Annotated in this window: 30 protein-coding genes; all 30 read left to right on the plus strand. The window is 38.0% G+C overall.

Going from position 1 to position 16,447, the window contains the following annotated elements:
* Window positions 1-23 precede the first annotated feature (23 nt).
* The 30 genes from rpsG to IA57_RS08075 all read left to right on the plus strand — a co-directional run bounded on the left by rpsG (window position 24) and on the right by IA57_RS08075 (window position 16,401).
* Window positions 24-500 (plus strand): 30S ribosomal protein S7, encoded by a 477-nt coding sequence (gene rpsG, locus IA57_RS07935; protein ID WP_036121758.1) that lies wholly within the window; start codon window positions 24-26, stop codon window positions 498-500.
* A 6-nt stretch (window positions 501-506) separates the two neighbouring features.
* Window positions 507-2,633, plus strand: a complete 2,127-nt coding sequence (gene fusA / locus IA57_RS07940; protein ID WP_036121759.1) for an elongation factor G — start codon at window positions 507-509, stop codon at window positions 2,631-2,633.
* An 11-nt stretch (window positions 2,634-2,644) separates the two neighbouring features.
* On the plus strand, window positions 2,645-2,950 hold the full coding sequence (gene rpsJ / locus IA57_RS07945; protein ID WP_007650482.1) for a 30S ribosomal protein S10: 306 nt from the start codon (window positions 2,645-2,647) through the stop codon (window positions 2,948-2,950).
* A gap of 175 nt (window positions 2,951-3,125) precedes the next feature.
* Complete coding sequence (rplC, locus tag IA57_RS07950) at window positions 3,126-3,743, plus strand: 50S ribosomal protein L3 (RefSeq protein WP_036121764.1); 618 nt, start codon at window positions 3,126-3,128, stop codon at window positions 3,741-3,743.
* Complete coding sequence (gene rplD, locus IA57_RS07955; RefSeq protein WP_036121767.1) at window positions 3,743-4,372, plus strand: 50S ribosomal protein L4; 630 nt, start codon at window positions 3,743-3,745, stop codon at window positions 4,370-4,372. Before rplC ends, rplD begins: the two co-directional genes overlap by 1 nt.
* A gap of 5 nt (window positions 4,373-4,377) precedes the next feature.
* Complete coding sequence (gene rplW / locus IA57_RS07960; RefSeq protein WP_036121770.1) at window positions 4,378-4,668, plus strand: 50S ribosomal protein L23; 291 nt, start codon at window positions 4,378-4,380, stop codon at window positions 4,666-4,668.
* Window positions 4,669-4,678: 10 nt separating this feature from the next.
* Window positions 4,679-5,506, plus strand: coding sequence for a 50S ribosomal protein L2 (gene rplB / locus IA57_RS07965; protein WP_036121772.1), 828 nt, complete (start codon window positions 4,679-4,681; stop codon window positions 5,504-5,506).
* A 6-nt stretch (window positions 5,507-5,512) separates the two neighbouring features.
* Complete coding sequence (gene rpsS, locus IA57_RS07970) at window positions 5,513-5,791, plus strand: 30S ribosomal protein S19 (protein WP_036121775.1); 279 nt, start codon at window positions 5,513-5,515, stop codon at window positions 5,789-5,791.
* 6 nt (window positions 5,792-5,797) lie between these two features.
* Entirely contained in the window at window positions 5,798-6,205 is a 408-nt protein-coding gene (rplV, locus tag IA57_RS07975; RefSeq protein WP_036121778.1) for a 50S ribosomal protein L22, read from the plus strand.
* A gap of 9 nt (window positions 6,206-6,214) precedes the next feature.
* Window positions 6,215-6,919, plus strand: coding sequence for a 30S ribosomal protein S3 (rpsC, locus tag IA57_RS07980; protein ID WP_036121781.1), 705 nt, complete (start codon window positions 6,215-6,217; stop codon window positions 6,917-6,919).
* Between the two features lie 20 nt (window positions 6,920-6,939).
* The gene (gene rplP, locus IA57_RS07985) at window positions 6,940-7,365 is read left to right on the plus strand and encodes a 50S ribosomal protein L16 (protein WP_036121784.1); all 426 of its coding nucleotides are present in this window, start codon (window positions 6,940-6,942) and stop codon (window positions 7,363-7,365) included.
* 13 nt (window positions 7,366-7,378) lie between these two features.
* Window positions 7,379-7,570, plus strand: a complete 192-nt coding sequence (gene rpmC / locus IA57_RS07990) for a 50S ribosomal protein L29 (protein ID WP_036121787.1) — start codon at window positions 7,379-7,381, stop codon at window positions 7,568-7,570.
* A 14-nt stretch (window positions 7,571-7,584) separates the two neighbouring features.
* On the plus strand, window positions 7,585-7,842 hold the full coding sequence (rpsQ, locus tag IA57_RS07995; RefSeq protein ID WP_036121790.1) for a 30S ribosomal protein S17: 258 nt from the start codon (window positions 7,585-7,587) through the stop codon (window positions 7,840-7,842).
* Between the two features lie 2 nt (window positions 7,843-7,844).
* Window positions 7,845-8,213 carry a 50S ribosomal protein L14 gene (rplN, locus tag IA57_RS08000; protein WP_036121793.1) on the plus strand — a complete coding sequence of 123 codons (369 nt, stop codon included), beginning with the start codon at window positions 7,845-7,847 and terminating at the stop codon, window positions 8,211-8,213.
* A 12-nt stretch (window positions 8,214-8,225) separates the two neighbouring features.
* The gene (rplX, locus tag IA57_RS08005; RefSeq protein ID WP_036121796.1) at window positions 8,226-8,537 is read left to right on the plus strand and encodes a 50S ribosomal protein L24; all 312 of its coding nucleotides are present in this window, start codon (window positions 8,226-8,228) and stop codon (window positions 8,535-8,537) included.
* A 2-nt stretch (window positions 8,538-8,539) separates the two neighbouring features.
* Window positions 8,540-9,091 (plus strand): 50S ribosomal protein L5, encoded by a 552-nt coding sequence (gene rplE / locus IA57_RS08010; protein ID WP_036121799.1) that lies wholly within the window; start codon window positions 8,540-8,542, stop codon window positions 9,089-9,091.
* Window positions 9,092-9,093: 2 nt separating this feature from the next.
* On the plus strand, window positions 9,094-9,363 hold the full coding sequence (gene rpsN, locus IA57_RS08015; RefSeq protein ID WP_036121802.1) for a 30S ribosomal protein S14: 270 nt from the start codon (window positions 9,094-9,096) through the stop codon (window positions 9,361-9,363).
* 75 nt (window positions 9,364-9,438) lie between these two features.
* Window positions 9,439-9,840: a 30S ribosomal protein S8 gene (rpsH, locus tag IA57_RS08020; RefSeq protein WP_036121805.1), complete on the plus strand. Its 402-nt coding sequence runs from the start codon at window positions 9,439-9,441 to the stop codon at window positions 9,838-9,840.
* 13 nt (window positions 9,841-9,853) lie between these two features.
* Window positions 9,854-10,396 carry a 50S ribosomal protein L6 gene (rplF, locus tag IA57_RS08025; RefSeq protein WP_036121808.1) on the plus strand — a complete coding sequence of 181 codons (543 nt, stop codon included), beginning with the start codon at window positions 9,854-9,856 and terminating at the stop codon, window positions 10,394-10,396.
* Window positions 10,397-10,406: 10 nt separating this feature from the next.
* Window positions 10,407-10,763, plus strand: coding sequence for a 50S ribosomal protein L18 (rplR, locus tag IA57_RS08030; RefSeq protein WP_036121811.1), 357 nt, complete (start codon window positions 10,407-10,409; stop codon window positions 10,761-10,763).
* 7 nt (window positions 10,764-10,770) lie between these two features.
* Window positions 10,771-11,295: a 30S ribosomal protein S5 gene (rpsE, locus tag IA57_RS08035; RefSeq protein WP_036121814.1), complete on the plus strand. Its 525-nt coding sequence runs from the start codon at window positions 10,771-10,773 to the stop codon at window positions 11,293-11,295.
* Window positions 11,296-11,307: 12 nt separating this feature from the next.
* Window positions 11,308-11,490, plus strand: a complete 183-nt coding sequence (rpmD, locus tag IA57_RS08040; RefSeq protein WP_036121817.1) for a 50S ribosomal protein L30 — start codon at window positions 11,308-11,310, stop codon at window positions 11,488-11,490.
* A gap of 14 nt (window positions 11,491-11,504) precedes the next feature.
* Complete coding sequence (rplO, locus tag IA57_RS08045; RefSeq protein WP_036121820.1) at window positions 11,505-11,957, plus strand: 50S ribosomal protein L15; 453 nt, start codon at window positions 11,505-11,507, stop codon at window positions 11,955-11,957.
* 14 nt (window positions 11,958-11,971) lie between these two features.
* Window positions 11,972-13,318, plus strand: a complete 1,347-nt coding sequence (gene secY, locus IA57_RS08050; RefSeq protein ID WP_036121822.1) for a preprotein translocase subunit SecY — start codon at window positions 11,972-11,974, stop codon at window positions 13,316-13,318.
* 10 nt (window positions 13,319-13,328) lie between these two features.
* A complete protein-coding gene (gene infA, locus IA57_RS08055) occupies window positions 13,329-13,544 on the plus strand; it encodes a translation initiation factor IF-1 (RefSeq protein ID WP_007094967.1) in 216 nt (71 codons plus the stop codon).
* Window positions 13,545-13,548: 4 nt separating this feature from the next.
* On the plus strand, window positions 13,549-13,665 hold the full coding sequence (ykgO, locus tag IA57_RS12485) for a type B 50S ribosomal protein L36 (protein WP_013305171.1): 117 nt from the start codon (window positions 13,549-13,551) through the stop codon (window positions 13,663-13,665).
* A 5-nt stretch (window positions 13,666-13,670) separates the two neighbouring features.
* Window positions 13,671-14,045: a 30S ribosomal protein S13 gene (gene rpsM, locus IA57_RS08060; RefSeq protein WP_036121828.1), complete on the plus strand. Its 375-nt coding sequence runs from the start codon at window positions 13,671-13,673 to the stop codon at window positions 14,043-14,045.
* Between the two features lie 107 nt (window positions 14,046-14,152).
* Window positions 14,153-14,536, plus strand: coding sequence for a 30S ribosomal protein S11 (gene rpsK / locus IA57_RS08065; RefSeq protein WP_036121831.1), 384 nt, complete (start codon window positions 14,153-14,155; stop codon window positions 14,534-14,536).
* Between the two features lie 169 nt (window positions 14,537-14,705).
* Window positions 14,706-15,311 (plus strand): 30S ribosomal protein S4, encoded by a 606-nt coding sequence (gene rpsD / locus IA57_RS08070; protein ID WP_036121833.1) that lies wholly within the window; start codon window positions 14,706-14,708, stop codon window positions 15,309-15,311.
* A 97-nt stretch (window positions 15,312-15,408) separates the two neighbouring features.
* Window positions 15,409-16,401: a DNA-directed RNA polymerase subunit alpha gene (locus tag IA57_RS08075; protein ID WP_036121836.1), complete on the plus strand. Its 993-nt coding sequence runs from the start codon at window positions 15,409-15,411 to the stop codon at window positions 16,399-16,401.
* The last annotated feature ends 46 nt before the right edge of the window (window positions 16,402-16,447 follow it).

Genomic DNA, 16,447 nt, shown 5'->3' on the forward strand with positions numbered 1-16,447 from the left:
TTAAAAACTTTTAAGAAGAAGACATGAGAAAAAGACAAGCGAAAAAAAGGCCTCTTTTACCAGATCCACGTTTTAACGATCAGTTAGTGACGCGTTTCGTTAACATGATGATGTGGGATGGAAAGAAGTCTGTGGCTTTTAAAGTGTTTTACGAAGCAATAGATATCGTAGAGCAAAAGAAGACAGATGACGAGAAAACAGCTTTAGAAATTTGGAAAGATGCGCTTTCAAACGTGATGCCTCACGTAGAAGTGCGTAGCCGCCGTGTAGGTGGTGCTACATTCCAGATTCCTATGCAAATCCGTCCAGACCGTAAAGTGTCGACTGCTATGAAGTGGTTAATCAACTTTGCGAGAAAAAGAAACGAAAAATCAATGCCTCAAAAATTAGCTGCCGAAATTTTAGCTGCGGCTAAAGAAGAAGGTGCTGCCGTTAAGAAAAGACTAGATACACATAGAATGGCAGAAGCAAATAAAGCATTCTCACACTTTAGATTTTAATAAAAAATGGCAAGAGATTTAAAATATACAAGAAATATAGGTATTGCTGCTCATATTGATGCTGGTAAAACAACAACAACAGAGCGTATCCTTTTCTATACTGGAGTTAACCACAAAATTGGGGAAACCCACGAAGGTGCTTCAACTATGGACTGGATGGAGCAAGAGGCTGAAAGAGGTATTACCATTACTTCCGCTGCAACAACTTGTACGTGGAAATTCCCTATGGAAAATGCTAAGCCATTACCAGAAACTAGCGATTATCATTTTAACATTATAGACACGCCTGGTCACGTTGACTTTACCGTAGAGGTAAACCGTTCGTTACGTGTATTAGACGGGTTAGTGTTCTTGTTCTCTGCAGTAGATGGTGTTGAGCCACAATCTGAAACCAACTGGCGTTTAGCAGATAACTATAAAGTACCTCGTATTGGGTTCGTTAACAAAATGGACCGTCAAGGGGCTAACTTCCTAGAAGTAAACAAGCAGGTAAAAGACATGTTGAAGTCTAACGCTGTGCCAATCGTTTTACCTATTGGAGATGAAGCAGACTTTAAAGGTATTGTAGACTTAGTTAAGAATAGAGCCGTAGTATGGCACGACGATAACTTCGGGTCGACTTTTGATGTTGTTGATATTCCTGAAGATATGAAAGAAGAGGTTCGTGAATACAGAGCCTTATTGATCGAGGAAGTAGCTAGCTACGATGAGAATTTATTAGAGAAATTCATGGAGGACGAAGACTCTATTACAGAAGCAGAAGTGCACGCTGCGCTTAGAGCTGCTGTAATGGATATGGCCATTATACCAATGGTATGTGGGTCGTCATTTAAAAATAAAGGAGTACAGTTCTTATTAGACGCTGTATGCCGTTATTTACCTTCGCCTTTAGATAGAGATAATATTGTTGGAACAAACCCAGATACAGGAGAAGAAGAAGTGCGTAAGCCAGATGCACAAGCGCCATTTGCGGCCTTAGCATTTAAAATTGCTACCGATCCTTTCGTAGGACGTTTAGCATTCTTCCGTGCGTATTCTGGTCGTTTAGATGCGGGATCTTATATCCTAAACAACCGTTCAGGTAAAAAAGAGCGTATTTCGCGTATTTACCAAATGCACGCCAACAAACAAAATGCAATCGATTTTATTGAAGCAGGAGATATTGGAGCAGCAGTAGGATTTAAAGACATCAAGACAGGAGATACCATGTCTGATGAGAAACATCCAATTGTTTTAGAATCGATGGATTTCCCAGATCCGGTAATTGGTATTGCTGTAGAGCCAAAAACCAAAGCCGATGTAGATAAGTTAGGTATGGCTTTAGCCAAGTTAGCTGAAGAAGATCCAACATTCACCGCTAGAACCGATGAAGCTTCAGGACAAACCATCATCTCAGGAATGGGAGAGCTTCACTTAGATATTATTGTAGACCGTCTTAAACGTGAGTTTAAGGTTGAAGTAAACCAAGGTCAGCCACAAGTAGAGTACAAAGAAGCTATTACAAAACGTGCCGATCATCGTGAGGTTTATAAGAAACAATCTGGTGGTCGTGGTAAATTCGCCGATATCGTATTTACCCTTGAGCCAGCAGAAGAAGGTAAAGTTGGTTTAGAATTCGTTTCAGAGATTAAAGGTGGTAACGTTCCTAAGGAATTTATTCCTTCAATCGAGAAAGGTTTCAAAGAAGCTATGAAAAATGGCCCATTAGCAGGTTACGAGGTAGATGCGATGAAGGTTACATTAACCGATGGATCTTACCACGATGTAGATTCTGATCAATTATCATTCGAATTGGCTGCTAAAATAGGATTTAAATCGGCTGCAAAAGCTGCTAAATCTGTAATCATGGAGCCAATCATGAAACTAGAAGTGTTAACTCCAGAAGAAAACATGGGGGATATTGTAGGAGACCTTAACCGTCGTCGTGGTCAAGTTAACGACATGGGCGACAGAGCAGGTTCTAAAGTAATTAAGGCCGATGTGCCATTATCTGAAATGTTTGGTTACGTAACCTCTTTACGTACCTTATCATCAGGTCGTGCAACATCTACCATGGAATTCTCACATTATGCAGAAACACCTTCAAACATTGCCGAGGAAGTAATTAAGGCAGCAAAAGGCGTTGAAGCTTAAACATTACGAAAATGAGTCAAAAAATCAGAATAAAACTAAAATCGTACGATCACAACTTAGTAGACAAATCTGCTGATAAGATTGTAAAAACAGTAAAAAGTACGGGTGCTGTAGTAACTGGACCAATTCCATTACCAACACACAAGAAAATTTTCACTGTACTACGTTCGCCACACGTAAACAAGAAATCTAGAGAGCAGTTTCAATTAAGCTCTTACAAGAGATTACTTGACATCTACAGCTCATCATCAAAAACAATCGATGCTTTGATGAAACTAGAGTTGCCAAGTGGCGTAGAAGTAGAGATTAAAGTGTAATTGCATTCCTGCATTGGTAGGGGCTCTTAAACGAGGTTCCCGCTTTTGCGAGAATGGAAATGTCCCACCGCTGCGGGCGCGGGAAAAACGGTAAAAATACATTTCAGGGTTGAAACGTATTTCGACCCTGAAATTTTTTAAATAAGTAAGTAACTATAAATTTTAATTAATAATTATGTCTGGGTTAATAGGAAAAAAAATCGGTATGACCAGCATTTTCGATGCCAACGGGAAGAACATTCCATGTACGGTAATCCAAGCTGGGCCATGTATCGTTACCCAAGTCAGAACTGAAGAGGTTGACGGCTATAATGCGGTTCAATTAGGTTTCGATGACGCGACAGAAAAAAGTGCTACAAAAGCTGAATTAGGTCACGCTAAAAAAGCTGGTACTTCTGTAAAGCGCAAAGTTGTTGAATTCAAAGGTTTTGATACGGAGTACAAGTTAGGTGACGCCATTACAGTAGAGCATTTTACTGAAGGCGAATTTGTTGATGTGGCTGGCACATCAAAAGGAAAAGGATTCCAAGGTGTTGTAAAACGTCACGGTTTTGGTGGTGTAGGTCAAGCTACCCACGGTCAACATAACCGTTTAAGAGCGCCTGGTTCTATTGGTGCTGCATCTTATCCTGCACGTGTATTTAAAGGTATGCGTATGGCCGGGAGAATGGGCGGCGAAAAAGTGAAAGTTCAAAATTTAAGAGTTTTAAAAGTAGTTCCAGAAAAGAATCTACTTGTTGTTAAAGGTTGTGTACCTGGACACAAAAACGCTTATGTAATTGTAAGAAAGTAATGAAAGTAGCAGTTTTAGATATAAACGGAAAAGACACAGGTAGAAAGGTAGAACTTTCTAAAGATGTGTTTGCTATAGAGCCAAACAACCATGCTGTTTACTTAGATGTTAAGCAATATTTAGCAAACCAACGTCAAGGAACACACAAGGCTAAAGAGCGCGCAGAAATTACAGGAAGTACGCGTAAAATTAAAAAGCAAAAAGGAACTGGTACTGCAAGAGCAGGAAGTATTAAGTCTGGAGTTTTTAAAGGTGGTGGACGTATGTTTGGTCCAAGACCTAGAAACTACGGGTTTAAGCTTAACAAGAGCCTTAAGCGTTTAGCGCGTAAATCGGCCTTAAGTATGAAAGCTAACGAAAAAGCGATTACGGTACTAGAAGATATTAACTTCGAAACACCAAAGACCAAAGAGTTTAAAGCGGTGCTAAAAGCCTTAAACCTAGAGGGTAAAAAATCGCTGTTTGTGTTGGGTGCGTCAAATAATAATGTATATTTGTCGTCACGTAATTTACAAGGGCATGAAGTTGTAAATAACTCAGAATTAAGCACTTATAGAATTGTTAACGCAAACCAAGTGGTGCTTTTCGAGAGTTCATTAGAAGGAATTGAAACGAATTTAAGCAAATAAGAACCATGAATATCTTAATAAAACCTATAATCACAGAAAAAGCGACCACTCAAAGCGAGACTTTGAATGCTTATGCTTTTGAGGTGAACGCCAAGGCGAACAAGATAGAAATTAAGCAAGCGGTAGAAGCTGCTTATGGGGTTTCTGTTGAAAAAGTTCGTACAATAAATGTCCGTCCAGAAAGAAGAACGCGTTATACTAAAACGGGTATTCAGCACGGTAAAACAAAAGCCATTAAAAAGGCTATCGTTCAAGTGACGGAAGGTGAGATTATTGATTTATACAGTAATATGTAAATAGACTAAAATGTCAGTAAAGAAATTAAAACCAATCACGCCAGGTCAGCGTTTTAGAGTAGTTAATGGGTATGACGCCATTACTACTGATAAGCCGGAGAAAAGCTTGCTTGCTCCGAAAAAAAGATCTGGTGGTAGAAACAGTCAAGGAAAAATGACCATGCGCTATATTGGTGGAGGTCATAAAAAACGTTATCGTATTATCGATTTCAAACGTAACAAAGCAGGTGTTTCTGCAGAAGTTATGTCTATCGAGTACGATCCAAACAGAACTGCATTCATCGCTTTGTTAAAGTACGAAGATGGTGAAAAGAGATATATCATTGCACAAAACGGCCTTCAAGTTGGTCAAAACGTTATTTCTGGACAAGAAAACGTGCCAACCGAAATAGGCAATACCATGCCATTAAGCAAAATTCCATTAGGAACCATTATTTCTTGTGTAGAGCTACGTCCAGGCCAAGGAGCCGTAATGGCGCGTTCGGCTGGAGCATTTGCCCAGTTAATGGCAAGAGATGGTAAGTTTGCGACCATAAAATTACCATCGGGAGAAACCCGTTTGGTGTTGGTGTCGTGTATGGCTACCATAGGGGTTGTGTCTAACTCAGACCACCAATTGTTAGTATCTGGTAAAGCAGGTAGAAGCCGTTGGTTAGGTAGAAGACCAAGAACCAGACCAGTAGTAATGAACCCAGTAGATCACCCAATGGGTGGTGGTGAAGGACGTGCCTCTGGAGGACATCCACGTTCTAGAAAAGGGTTACCAGCTAAAGGCTATAGAACACGTTCTAAAACCAAAGCAAGTAATAAGTATATTGTAGAACGTAGAAAGAAATAATAAGACATGGCAAGATCATTAAAAAAAGGACCTTACGTTCATTTTAAATTAGAAAGAAAAGTTCAAGCCAATGTAGAATCTGGTAAGAAAACTGTAATCAAAACTTGGTCAAGAGCCAGTATGATTACTCCAGATTTTGTTGGTCAAACTATAGCTGTACATAACGGGCGCCAATTTGTGCCGGTTTACGTAACAGAAAACATGGTAGGACATAAATTAGGAGAATTCTCGCCAACAAGATCTTACAGAGGTCATGGAGGTTCTAAAAATAAAGGAAAAAGATAATAAGCTATGGGAAGTCGCAAAAAACAAATGGCAGACGCTATTAAGGAACAGAAGAAGCAGATTGCTTTCGCCAAGCTTAATAACTGTCCTACGTCTCCAAGAAAAATGCGTTTAGTAGCCGATTTAGTAAGAGGCGAACGCGTAGAGAGAGCTCTAAATATCTTAAAATTCAGCCAAAAAGAAGCATCAAACCGTTTAGAAAAGCTATTGCTTTCTGCTATTGCCAACTGGCAAGCAAAAAACGAAGATGCCGATATCGAATCAGCTGAACTTTATGTGAAGGAAATTAGAGTAGACGGTGGTGCAATGTTAAAAAGATTACGCCCAGCACCACAAGGTCGTGCTCATAGAATTAGAAAACGCTCAAACCACGTAACTGTTGTGGTTGATGCTAATAATAAAACACAAAGTTAAGATAGAGGTATGGGACAAAAAACAAATCCAATAGGAAACCGTTTAGGAATCATCAGAGGATGGGAATCCAACTGGTTTGGTGGAAACGACTATGGAGATAAGCTTGCCGAAGACGACAAGATTAGAAAATACATCCACGCGCGTCTATCTAAAGCAAGTGTTTCAAGAGTAATCATCGAGCGCACCCTTAAACTTGTAACCGTTACTATCACTACTGCCCGCCCAGGTATCATTATCGGGAAAGGTGGCCAAGAGGTAGATAAGTTAAAAGAGGAGCTTAAAAAGATTACTGGTAAAGAAGTTCAAATAAACATATTTGAAATTAAAAGACCGGAACTAGATGCACACCTAGTTGCAGCAAGCATTGCACGCCAAATAGAGAACCGTATCTCTTACCGTCGTGCCATTAAAATGGCTATTGCCGCAACTATGAGAATGAATGCTGAAGGAATTAAAATTCAAATTAGTGGTCGTTTAAACGGCGCCGAAATGGCACGTAGCGAGCACTACAAAGAAGGCCGTATTCCTTTATCTACATTTAGAGCCGATATTGACTATGCTTTAGTTGAAGCCCACACTACCTACGGTAGATTAGGGATTAAAGTATGGATCATGAAAGGCGAAGTATATGGAAAAAGAGAGCTTTCTCCGCTTGTTGGATTGTCTAAGAAGCAAGGAAAAGGTGGACGTGGAAAATCCCGTCGTAGAAAGTAATTTTTTAAACAAGAAAGAACATGTTACAGCCTAAGAAAACAAAATTTCGTAAGCAACAAAAAGGGCGCATGAAAGGAAATGCCGGAAGAGGGCATAGACTAACAAGCGGTTCTTTTGGAATAAAATCTTTAGACGCTAAGTTTGTTACAGCACGTCAAATAGAAGCCGCGCGTATTGCCGCCACACGTTACATGAAAAGAGAAGGGTCTATCTGGATTAAAATTTTCCCAGATAAGCCAATTACCAAGAAGCCTCTTGAAGTACGTATGGGTAAAGGTAAAGGTGCCGTTGAATATTGGGCAGCCGTAGTTAAACCAGGTAGAATGTTATTTGAAGTAGGCGGTGTGCCTTTAGAAACAGCTAAAGAAGCATTGCGATTAGCAGCACAAAAATTACCTGTAAGAACTAAGTTTGTTGTTGCAAGAGATTACGAACACGACGCATAATTTATTTGATATTATGAAACAATCAGAAATTAAAGAATTATCTGTAGCTGAGTTGCAAGAGAAACTTAGTGAGACAAAACAGAGCTATTCAGAGTTAAAAATGGCTCATACGATTTCTCCTTTAGAGAATCCAATTCAATTACGTGCCGTAAGACGTACCGTAGCTAGAATTGCAACCGAATTAACTAAAAGAGATTTACAATAATTCTGCAGTAGAATATGGAAACAAGAAATTTAAGAAAAGAACGTATAGGTGTAGTTACTAGTAACAAAATGCAGAAATCGATTGTAGTTTCTGAAGTGAAAAAAGTAAAGCACCCAATGTACGGTAAATTCGTATTAAAAACGAAAAAGTACGTTGCACACGACGAACAGAACGATTGTAACATTGGAGATACTGTAAAAATCATGGAAACAAAACCCATGAGTAAATCCAAATGTTGGAGACTAGTTGAAATAATTGAAAGAGCGAAGTAATTATGGTACAGACTGAATCAAGATTAAAAGTAGCCGATAACACCGGAGCCAAGGAAGTATTAACCATACGTGTACTTGGTGGTACTAAAAGACGATATGCTTCTGTAGGCGATAAAATAGTTGTTTCTGTAAAAGAAGCCACGCCAAACGGAAACATTAAAAAAGGTGCCGTTTCTACAGCAGTAGTAGTACGTACAGTAAAAGAAGTACGTCGACCAGACGGATCATACATCAGATTCGACGACAACGCCTGTGTCCTTCTAAACCCACAAGGGGAAATGAGAGGAACACGTGTGTTTGGTCCTGTAGCAAGAGAACTTCGTGATAAACAATTCATGAAAATTGTATCATTAGCACCAGAAGTGCTTTAATGAAATTAAAAAATGACAAAGCTTAAAATTAAATCAGGAGATACCGTAAAAGTTATTGCTGGAGATCACAAAGGGACCGAAGGTAAAGTACTTAAGGTATTAAAAGATAAGAACAAGGCGATTGTTGAAGGTGTAAACTTGGTGAAAAAACACATGAAACCAAGTGCGCAAAACCCTCAAGGCGGAATCGTTGAAAAAGAAGCAGCTATTCATGTATCTAACCTATCTTTGTTAACCCCAAAAGGCGAGACAACACGAGCTGGATACAGAATGGAAGGAGACAAGAAAGTAAGATTTGCTAAAAAATCTAATGAAGTAATTTAGTTATGGCATATACACCGAGACTTAAAGAAGAATACAAGAGCAGAATTATATCGGCTCTTACAGAGGAATTTGGTTACAAAAATGTTATGCAAGTTCCTAAGCTAAAGAAAATCGTTTTATCTAAAGGTATTGGAGCTGCTGTTGCCGACAAAAAGTTAATCGACCATGGTGTTGATGAACTGACAACCATTACTGGGCAAAAAGCCGTAGCAACCATGTCTAAAAAAGACGTTGCTTCGTTCAAGCTTCGTAAAGGCATGCCCATAGGAACTAAAGTTACTTTACGTGGCGAGCGTATGTACGAATTTTTAGATCGTTTAATTACATCGGCCTTACCACGTGTAAGAGATTTTAATGGTATTAAAGCCACAGGTTTTGATGGAAGAGGTAACTACAACTTAGGAATTACCGAACAAATTATCTTCCCAGAAATCGATATCGATAAGGTAAACAAGATTTCTGGTATGGACATTACATTTGTAACCAGCGCAGAAACCGATAAAGAGGCAAAATCATTATTAACACAATTAGGATTACCTTTTAAAAAGAACTAAATATGGCTAAAGAATCAATGAAAGCCCGTGAGGTAAAGCGAGCTAAAACCGTAGCTAAATATGCAGAGAAACGCAAAGCTTTAAAAGAAGCTGGCGAATACGAAGCATTACAAAAGCTGCCAAAAAACGCTTCACCAGTACGTATGCACAACCGTTGTAAACTAACTGGACGACCAAAAGGTTATATGAGACAATTTGGTATCTCACGTGTAATGTTCAGAGAGATGGCTAACAAAGGGTTAATACCTGGCGTTAAGAAAGCCAGCTGGTAAAAAAACAAATATAAACGGGTATCAGGTTTAATGTTGAAAGACAATATTAAAAACCGTTACCGAAATTTAATAACTATGTATTCAGATCCAATAGCGGATTATTTAACGCGAATTAGAAACGCTGTACGTGCTAACCACAGAGTGGTGGAGATTCCAGCATCTAACTTAAAAAAAGAGATAACTAAAATATTATTCGACCAAGGATATATTTTAAGTTACAAATTTGACGACTCTGCGTCGGCTCAAGGGACCATTAAAATAGCCCTTAAGTACAACAAAGACACCAAAGAGTCTGTTATTAAAAAAATACAGAGAATTAGTAAACCAGGTTTACGTAAGTACTCAAGCTCTAAAGAGCTACCACGTGTATTAAACGGTTTAGGGATTGCCATTGTATCGACCTCTCACGGTGTTATGACAGGCAAGCAGGCCCAACAAGCCAACGTAGGTGGAGAAGTATTGTGTTACGTATACTAAAAAGCTGAAAAACATGTCAAGAATAGGTAATAGCCCAATAGAAATCCCAGAAGGAGTAACCGTAGACATTAATAATAATGTTGTTACCGTAAAAGGGAAATTAGGAGAATTAACCCAAGAAATTTCAGCAGTATCTGTAAAGGTAGAAGATGGAAACTTATTGGTAGAACGTTCTTCTGAGAAAAAAGATGAAAAATCGAAACACGGTTTGTACAGAGCTTTAATCAATAACATGATTGAAGGCGTTTCTAAAGGTTGGACAAAAGAATTAGAGTTAGTAGGGGTAGGATATAGAGCCAGTAACCAAGGCCAAAAATTAGATTTAGCCCTAGGTTTCTCTCATAATATTGTTTTAGATCTTGCACCAGAGGTGAAAGTAGAAACCATCTCTGAAAAAGGAAAGAACCCAATTATCAAGCTAACATCGCACGATAAGCAACTTGTAGGACAAGTAGCAGCAAAAATTCGCTCTTTCCGTAAGCCAGAACCTTATAAAGGAAAAGGAATTAAATTTGTTGGTGAACAAATTAGAAGAAAAGCAGGTAAATCAGCATAATAATTAAGTTATGGCATTAACAAAGAACGAAAGAAGACAAAGAATAAAGAACAGAGTTCGCAAAGTGGTATCTGGTACAGAAGCTAGACCTAGATTATCTGTTTTTAGAAGCAATAAAGAAATTTACGCTCAAGTAGTAGACGATGTAACTGGTAAAACAATTGCATCAGCATCTTCAAGAGATAAAGACATTAGTTCTGCTACAGGAACCAAAACCGAAATCGCTACATTAGTAGGAAAAGCGGTAGCTGAGAAAGCCCTTAAAGCAGGTGTAGACACCATTTCTTTTGATAGAGGTGGGTATTTATATCACGGTAGAGTAAAATCATTAGCCGAAGGAGCTAGAGAAGCAGGACTTAAATTCTAAATATATTATGTATCAAAAATATAAAAGCGCAGAATTAGTAAAACCAGGTGGACTAGATCTAAAAGATCGTTTAGTTGGTGTACAAAGAGTAACAAAAGTAACCAAGGGAGGTAGAGCTTTTGGTTTCTCGGCAATCGTAGTGGTTGGCGATGAAGCAGGAGTGGTAGGCCACGGTTTAGGAAAATCTAAAGACGTAGCCAGCGCCATTTCAAAAGCTGTAGAAGACGCTAAGAAAAACTTAGTGCGTATTCCATTGGTTAAAGGAACGTTACCTCACGAACAAAAAGGTAAATACGGCGGAGCTAGAGTAAACATTATTCCTGCTGCTCCTGGTACAGGAGTTATTGCCGGTGGTGCTGTGAGAACTGTTTTAGAAGCCGTTGGTGTACATGATGTATTATCAAAATCTCAAGGGTCATCAAACCCACACAACGTAGTAAAGGCAACTTTCGATGCCCTACTGCAGTTACGAGATGCAAAAGCAGTTGCTAGAGAAAGAGGTATCTCTCTTGAGAAATTGTATAAAGGTTAATAAAGGATAACGATGGCAAAGATTAAAGTTACAAAAGTAAAAAGTGCAATCAACCGTACCCAAAAACAAAAAAGAACCCTAGAAGCATTAGGACTTAAAAAAATTGGTCAAGTAGTTGAGCACGATGCCACGCCAAACATCCTTGGTATGGTTAATAAAGTTAAACATTTAGTTTCTATAGAAGAAACAAAATAATAAGATACTGAAAAATGGATTTAAGTAATTTAAAACCTGCTGAAGGTTCAGTTAACAAAAACGCGAAACGTATAGGACGCGGACAAGGTTCTGGCAAAGGAGGTACAGCAACAAGAGGACACAAAGGCGCCAAGTCGCGTTCTGGATACTCTAAGAAAATAGGTTTTGAAGGTGGGCAAATGCCACTTCAAAGACGTGTGCCTAAATTTGGTTTTACCAATAGAAACCGCGTGAGCTATCAAGGGGTAAACCTAGATACAATACAACAATTGGTAGACGAGAAAAAGATTACAGATACCCTAGATTTTGAAACGATGGTTTCTTTAAGATTGGCTAGAAAAAATGAACTAGTAAAAATCTTAGGAAGAGGCGAATTAAAATCGAAAGTAAAAGTATCTGCTCATAAATTTACCGCTTCAGCTCAAGCTGCTATTGAAGGAGCAGGAGGAGAAGCCGTAACATTATAATCTTGTTTAAGCGCATGAAGTTTATAGAAACAATAAAGAACGTTTGGAAAATAGAAGAACTAAGAAACAGAATTATAGTAACACTAGGTCTGTTATTAGTTTACCGTTTTGGTGCACAAGTAGTTTTACCTGGTATTGATGCTGCTCAGTTAGAAAACTTGCAGAGCAATACAGAATCAGGATTGTTAGGATTGCTTAATGCGTTTACCGGAGGAGCATTTGCAAATGCATCGGTTTTTGCCTTAGGTATCATGCCTTATATTTCGGCATCTATTGTGGTGCAGTTAATGGGAATCGCAATTCCTTACTTGCAAAAACTACAAAAGGAAGGCGCCAGTGGCCAAAAGAAAATAACCCAAATAACACGTTGGTTAACCATAGCCATCTGTTTGGTGCAAGCACCAGGGTACTTAGCTAGTTTACCAACAGCATTTGGTATTCCGCAAAGTGCTTTCTTATTAGGTACAGGCGGTGTATTCTATTTTTCATCAATCGTTATTTTAGTAACAGGTTGTATTTTTGCCATGTGGTTAGGTGAAAAAATCACAGATAAGGGAATTGGAAACGGAATATCACTATTAATTATGGTGGGTATTATCGCAACATTACCTAAGGCATTTTTACAAAACGCCTCTTCAAGATTAGAAGGGAACAACGTAATGCTAATCCTTTTCGAACTGGTAATCTGGTTGGTTATTATTTTAGCATCTGTTATGTTAGTAATGGCTGTAAGAAAAATTGCCGTGCAGTATGCTAGAAGAACAGCATCTGGTGGTTACGAAAAGAATGTTTTTGGATCAAGACAATACATCCCGTTAAAGCTTAATGCCTCGGGGGTAATGCCAATTATATTCGCCCAAGCTATTATGTTTGTGCCAGGTTTAATAGGCGGAACATCTTTTATGAAAGACTCTGCGGTAGGCCAATGGTTACAAACCCAGTTTGCCGATATATTTGGATTTTGGTACAATGTTGTATTTGCCGTATTGATTATTGTATTTACATATTTCTATACCGCTATTACAGTACCAACCAACAAAATGGCCGATGATTTAAAAAGAAGTGGCGGGTTTATTCCTGGAATTAGACCAGGCTCTGAAACCTCGGAATACTTAGACAAAATAATGTCTCAAATAACCTTACCAGGATCTATATTTTTAGCTATAATCGCAGTTTTCCCTGCCATTATCGTTAAACTATTAAATGTACAGTCTGGTTGGGCCTTATTTTTTGGAGGAACATCATTGTTAATTATGGTTGGAGTTGCAATAGATACCATGCAACAGGTGAATTCTTACTTGTTGAACAGACACTATGATGGCTTGATGAAAACAGGTAAAAATAGAAAAGCAGTAGCTTAATAAACGTACTATGGCAAAACAAGCAGCAATAGAACAAGATGGAACAATTATAGAAGCATTGTCTAACGCAATGTTTCGTGTAGAGTTAGAGAATGGCCACATCGTGACCGCTCACATCTCAGGAAAAATGAGAATGCACTACATTAAATTGTTACCAGGAGACAAAGTAAAATTAGAAATGAGCCCTTACGATTTAACGAAGGCTCGAATAACTTATAGATACTAATACGATGAAAGTAAGAGCATCAGTTAAAAAAAGAAGCGCAGACTGTAAAATCGTGCGCAGAAAAGGTAGACTTTACGTCATTAACAAAAAGAATCCTAGATTCAAACAAAGACAAGGATAATTATTATGGCAAGAATTGCAGGTGTAGACATACCAAAAAACAAGAGAGGTGTTATCTCTTTAACTTACATCTACGGTGTAGGAAAAAGCAGAGCAAAAGAAATTTTAGCTACAGCTAAAGTAGACGAAAACACTAAAGTACAAGATTGGAACGATGACCAAATAAGCAACATTCGTGCTGCTGTAGGAAATTACACGATCGAAGGGGAATTACGTTCAGAAACATCTATGAACATTAAGCGATTAATGGATATAGGGTGTTACAGAGGTATTCGTCACAGATCTGGACTTCCTTTAAGAGGTCAGCGTACAAAAAACAACTCTAGAACCAGAAAAGGGAAAAGAAAAACTGTTGCCAACAAAAAAGTGGCAGGTAAATAATTTAAAGACGTTAGTCAGTAGTATTTAGAAGTTAGACGAATCTGCTTGAAATAGGAATGTTTAGGATTCTAATAACTAAAACTAACAGCTAAAAACTAAAATTTAATATGGCAAAGTCAAATACAAAAAAACGTAAAGTAATTGTAGACGCTATTGGAGAAGCTCACGTTACCGCTTCTTTCAACAACATCATTATCTCACTTACCAATAAAAAAGGCGACGTAATATCTTGGTCGTCTGCAGGTAAAATGGGCTTTAGAGGCTCTAAGAAAAACACACCTTACGCTGCTCAATTAGCTGCCGAGGATGCTGCAGGTGTAGCATCAGAAGCTGGGTTAAAGAAAGTAAAAGTATACGTAAAGGGACCAGGTAATGGTAGAGAGTCTGCTATTCGTTCTATTCACAATGCGGGTATAGAAGTAACAGAAATTATTGATGTTACACCACTACCACACAACGGGTGTAGACCACCAAAGCGTAGAAGAGTATAATTACATGCAAAGACAAATTAATATCAACTGTTTTAAATAGTTGATATTAATTTTTTTATATGTAAATTTGCAAACTGAAAAAAAATAAACAAGTATAACAAGAGATTAACGATTATCGAAGGATAAGACTAAGACCTTAATTCAATAATCACTCTTAAAATTAATTAAAATGGCAAGATATACTGGTCCTAAAACTAAAATAGCTCGAAAATTTGGAGAAGCTATTTTTGGAGAAGATAAATCTTTTGAAAAAAGAAACTACCCTCCAGGTCAACACGGAGCAAACAAGCGTCGTGGAAAAAAATCTGAATACGCAATCCAATTACAGGAAAAGCAAAAGGCAAAATACACTTACGGTATTTTAGAGCGCCAATTCAGAAACATGTTTAAAAAAGCAACTGCTGCCCCTGGAATTACCGGTGAGGTATTGTTACAATTATGCGAGTCTAGATTAGACAACGTCGTGTTTAGAATGGGAATCTCTCCTTCACGTAGTGGCGCAAGACAACTTGTATCGCACAGACACATTACTGTAAACGGCCAAGTTGTAAACATTCCTTCTTACCAATTAAAAGCAGGCGATGTTGTAGGGGTAAGAGAAAAATCAAAATCACTTGAGGCTATAAAAAGTTCATTAGCTAACTCAAGCCAAGTGTACGAATGGATTACCTGGAATAACGAAAAAAGCGAAGGAACTTACGTTTCTGTTCCTGCTAGAATTCAAATTCCAGAAAGCATTAACGAGCAATTCATCGTCGAATTATACTCTAAATAATAATTAAAAAACATTGGTATTTAGCCAAAGGGTTTATAAGTATTTCTTCAAACTTTTAAACCGCGCAACTAAATAACAATTAAAACGAAGAAATCATATGGCAGTATTTAATTTTCAAAAACCAGATAAAGTAATCATGATCGATTCGACAGATTTCGAAGGCAAATTCGAATTCCGTCCCTTAGAACCTGGTTATGGATTAACAGTTGGAAATGCTCTTAGAAGAGTATTGCTATCCTCTTTAGAAGGTTTTGCAGTTACATCGGTAAGAATAGAAGGTGTAGATCATGAGTTTTCTACCATCCCTGGAGTTGTAGAAGATGTTACAGAAATTATCTTAAACCTAAAGCAGGTTCGCTTTAAAAGACAGATAGAAGATGTTGATAACGAGTCTGTTTCAATAGCTGTTTCTGGGCAAGAGCAAATTACTGCTGGCGATTTTCAAAAGTTTATCTCTGGATTTCAAGTGTTAAACCCAGAATTGGTTATCTGTAACCTAGATTCTAAGGTTAACATTAACATGGAAATTACAGTAGAAAAAGGACGTGGGTACGTGCCTGCAGAAGAAAACAAAAAAGCCTCTGCGCCAATAGGTACCATCTTTACCGACTCTATTTACACGCCTATTAAAAACGTAAAATATAGTATTGAAAACTATCGTGTTGAGCAAAAAACCGATTACGAAAAATTAGTTTTCGAGATTATTACAGACGGTTCTATCAATCCGCAAGATGCATTAACCGAAGCTGCTAAAACGCTAATCCACCACTTCATGTTATTCTCTGATGAAAGAATAACCCTAGAAGCCGATGAGATAGCACAAACTGAAACATATGACGAAGAATCACTTCATATGAGACAGTTGCTAAAAACTAAATTGGTAGATATGGATCTTTCTGTACGTGCCTTAAACTGTTTAAAAGCAGCCGAAGTAGATACCTTAGGAGATTTGGTAGCATACAACAAAAACGACTTAATGAAATTCCGAAACTTTGGTAAAAAATCGTTAACCGAGCTAGAAGAACTAGTAAACGTTAAAGGATTGAACTTTGGTATGGATTTGTCGAAATATAAATTAGATAAAGAATAATATAAACGCATCATAATTTGCTCTCCTATTAAAGGATAGAAGCAAG

The organism is Mangrovimonas yunxiaonensis, from assembly GCF_000733475.1.
In the GTDB taxonomy this organism is placed as follows: Bacteria; Bacteroidota; Bacteroidia; order Flavobacteriales; family Flavobacteriaceae; genus Mangrovimonas; species Mangrovimonas yunxiaonensis.

Excerpts from the sequence above, each read along its gene's own strand:
- rplR (WP_036121811.1), top strand. The coding sequence starts at position 10,407 with ATGGCATTAACAAAGAACGAAAGAAGACAAAGAATAAAGAACAGAGTT.
- rpsD (WP_036121833.1), top strand. The coding sequence starts at position 14,706 with ATGGCAAGATATACTGGTCCTAAAACTAAAATAGCTCGAAAATTTGGA.
- rpmC (WP_036121787.1), top strand. The coding sequence starts at position 7,379 with ATGAAACAATCAGAAATTAAAGAATTATCTGTAGCTGAGTTGCAAGAG.
- rpsH (WP_036121805.1), top strand. The coding sequence starts at position 9,439 with ATGTATTCAGATCCAATAGCGGATTATTTAACGCGAATTAGAAACGCT.
- rplP (WP_036121784.1), top strand. The coding sequence starts at position 6,940 with ATGTTACAGCCTAAGAAAACAAAATTTCGTAAGCAACAAAAAGGGCGC.
- rplW (WP_036121770.1), top strand. The coding sequence starts at position 4,378 with ATGAATATCTTAATAAAACCTATAATCACAGAAAAAGCGACCACTCAA.
- rplX (WP_036121796.1), top strand. The coding sequence starts at position 8,226 with ATGACAAAGCTTAAAATTAAATCAGGAGATACCGTAAAAGTTATTGCT.
- rplB (WP_036121772.1), top strand. The coding sequence starts at position 4,679 with ATGTCAGTAAAGAAATTAAAACCAATCACGCCAGGTCAGCGTTTTAGA.
- fusA (WP_036121759.1), top strand. The coding sequence starts at position 507 with ATGGCAAGAGATTTAAAATATACAAGAAATATAGGTATTGCTGCTCAT.
- rplV (WP_036121778.1), top strand. The coding sequence starts at position 5,798 with ATGGGAAGTCGCAAAAAACAAATGGCAGACGCTATTAAGGAACAGAAG.
- rpsG (WP_036121758.1), top strand. The coding sequence starts at position 24 with ATGAGAAAAAGACAAGCGAAAAAAAGGCCTCTTTTACCAGATCCACGT.
- rpsC (WP_036121781.1), top strand. The coding sequence starts at position 6,215 with ATGGGACAAAAAACAAATCCAATAGGAAACCGTTTAGGAATCATCAGA.
- IA57_RS08075 (WP_036121836.1), top strand. The coding sequence starts at position 15,409 with ATGGCAGTATTTAATTTTCAAAAACCAGATAAAGTAATCATGATCGAT.
- rpsQ (WP_036121790.1), top strand. The coding sequence starts at position 7,585 with ATGGAAACAAGAAATTTAAGAAAAGAACGTATAGGTGTAGTTACTAGT.
- rplO (WP_036121820.1), top strand. The coding sequence starts at position 11,505 with ATGGATTTAAGTAATTTAAAACCTGCTGAAGGTTCAGTTAACAAAAAC.
- rpsJ (WP_007650482.1), top strand. The coding sequence starts at position 2,645 with ATGAGTCAAAAAATCAGAATAAAACTAAAATCGTACGATCACAACTTA.
- rpmD (WP_036121817.1), top strand. The coding sequence starts at position 11,308 with ATGGCAAAGATTAAAGTTACAAAAGTAAAAAGTGCAATCAACCGTACC.
- rpsK (WP_036121831.1), top strand. The coding sequence starts at position 14,153 with ATGGCAAAGTCAAATACAAAAAAACGTAAAGTAATTGTAGACGCTATT.
- rplE (WP_036121799.1), top strand. The coding sequence starts at position 8,540 with ATGGCATATACACCGAGACTTAAAGAAGAATACAAGAGCAGAATTATA.
- rplC (WP_036121764.1), top strand. The coding sequence starts at position 3,126 with ATGTCTGGGTTAATAGGAAAAAAAATCGGTATGACCAGCATTTTCGAT.
- rplD (WP_036121767.1), top strand. The coding sequence starts at position 3,743 with ATGAAAGTAGCAGTTTTAGATATAAACGGAAAAGACACAGGTAGAAAG.
- rpsM (WP_036121828.1), top strand. The coding sequence starts at position 13,671 with ATGGCAAGAATTGCAGGTGTAGACATACCAAAAAACAAGAGAGGTGTT.
- ykgO (WP_013305171.1), top strand. The coding sequence starts at position 13,549 with ATGAAAGTAAGAGCATCAGTTAAAAAAAGAAGCGCAGACTGTAAAATC.
- rpsN (WP_036121802.1), top strand. The coding sequence starts at position 9,094 with ATGGCTAAAGAATCAATGAAAGCCCGTGAGGTAAAGCGAGCTAAAACC.
- rplN (WP_036121793.1), top strand. The coding sequence starts at position 7,845 with ATGGTACAGACTGAATCAAGATTAAAAGTAGCCGATAACACCGGAGCC.
- rpsE (WP_036121814.1), top strand. The coding sequence starts at position 10,771 with ATGTATCAAAAATATAAAAGCGCAGAATTAGTAAAACCAGGTGGACTA.
- rpsS (WP_036121775.1), top strand. The coding sequence starts at position 5,513 with ATGGCAAGATCATTAAAAAAAGGACCTTACGTTCATTTTAAATTAGAA.
- infA (WP_007094967.1), top strand. The coding sequence starts at position 13,329 with ATGGCAAAACAAGCAGCAATAGAACAAGATGGAACAATTATAGAAGCA.
- secY (WP_036121822.1), top strand. The coding sequence starts at position 11,972 with ATGAAGTTTATAGAAACAATAAAGAACGTTTGGAAAATAGAAGAACTA.
- rplF (WP_036121808.1), top strand. The coding sequence starts at position 9,854 with ATGTCAAGAATAGGTAATAGCCCAATAGAAATCCCAGAAGGAGTAACC.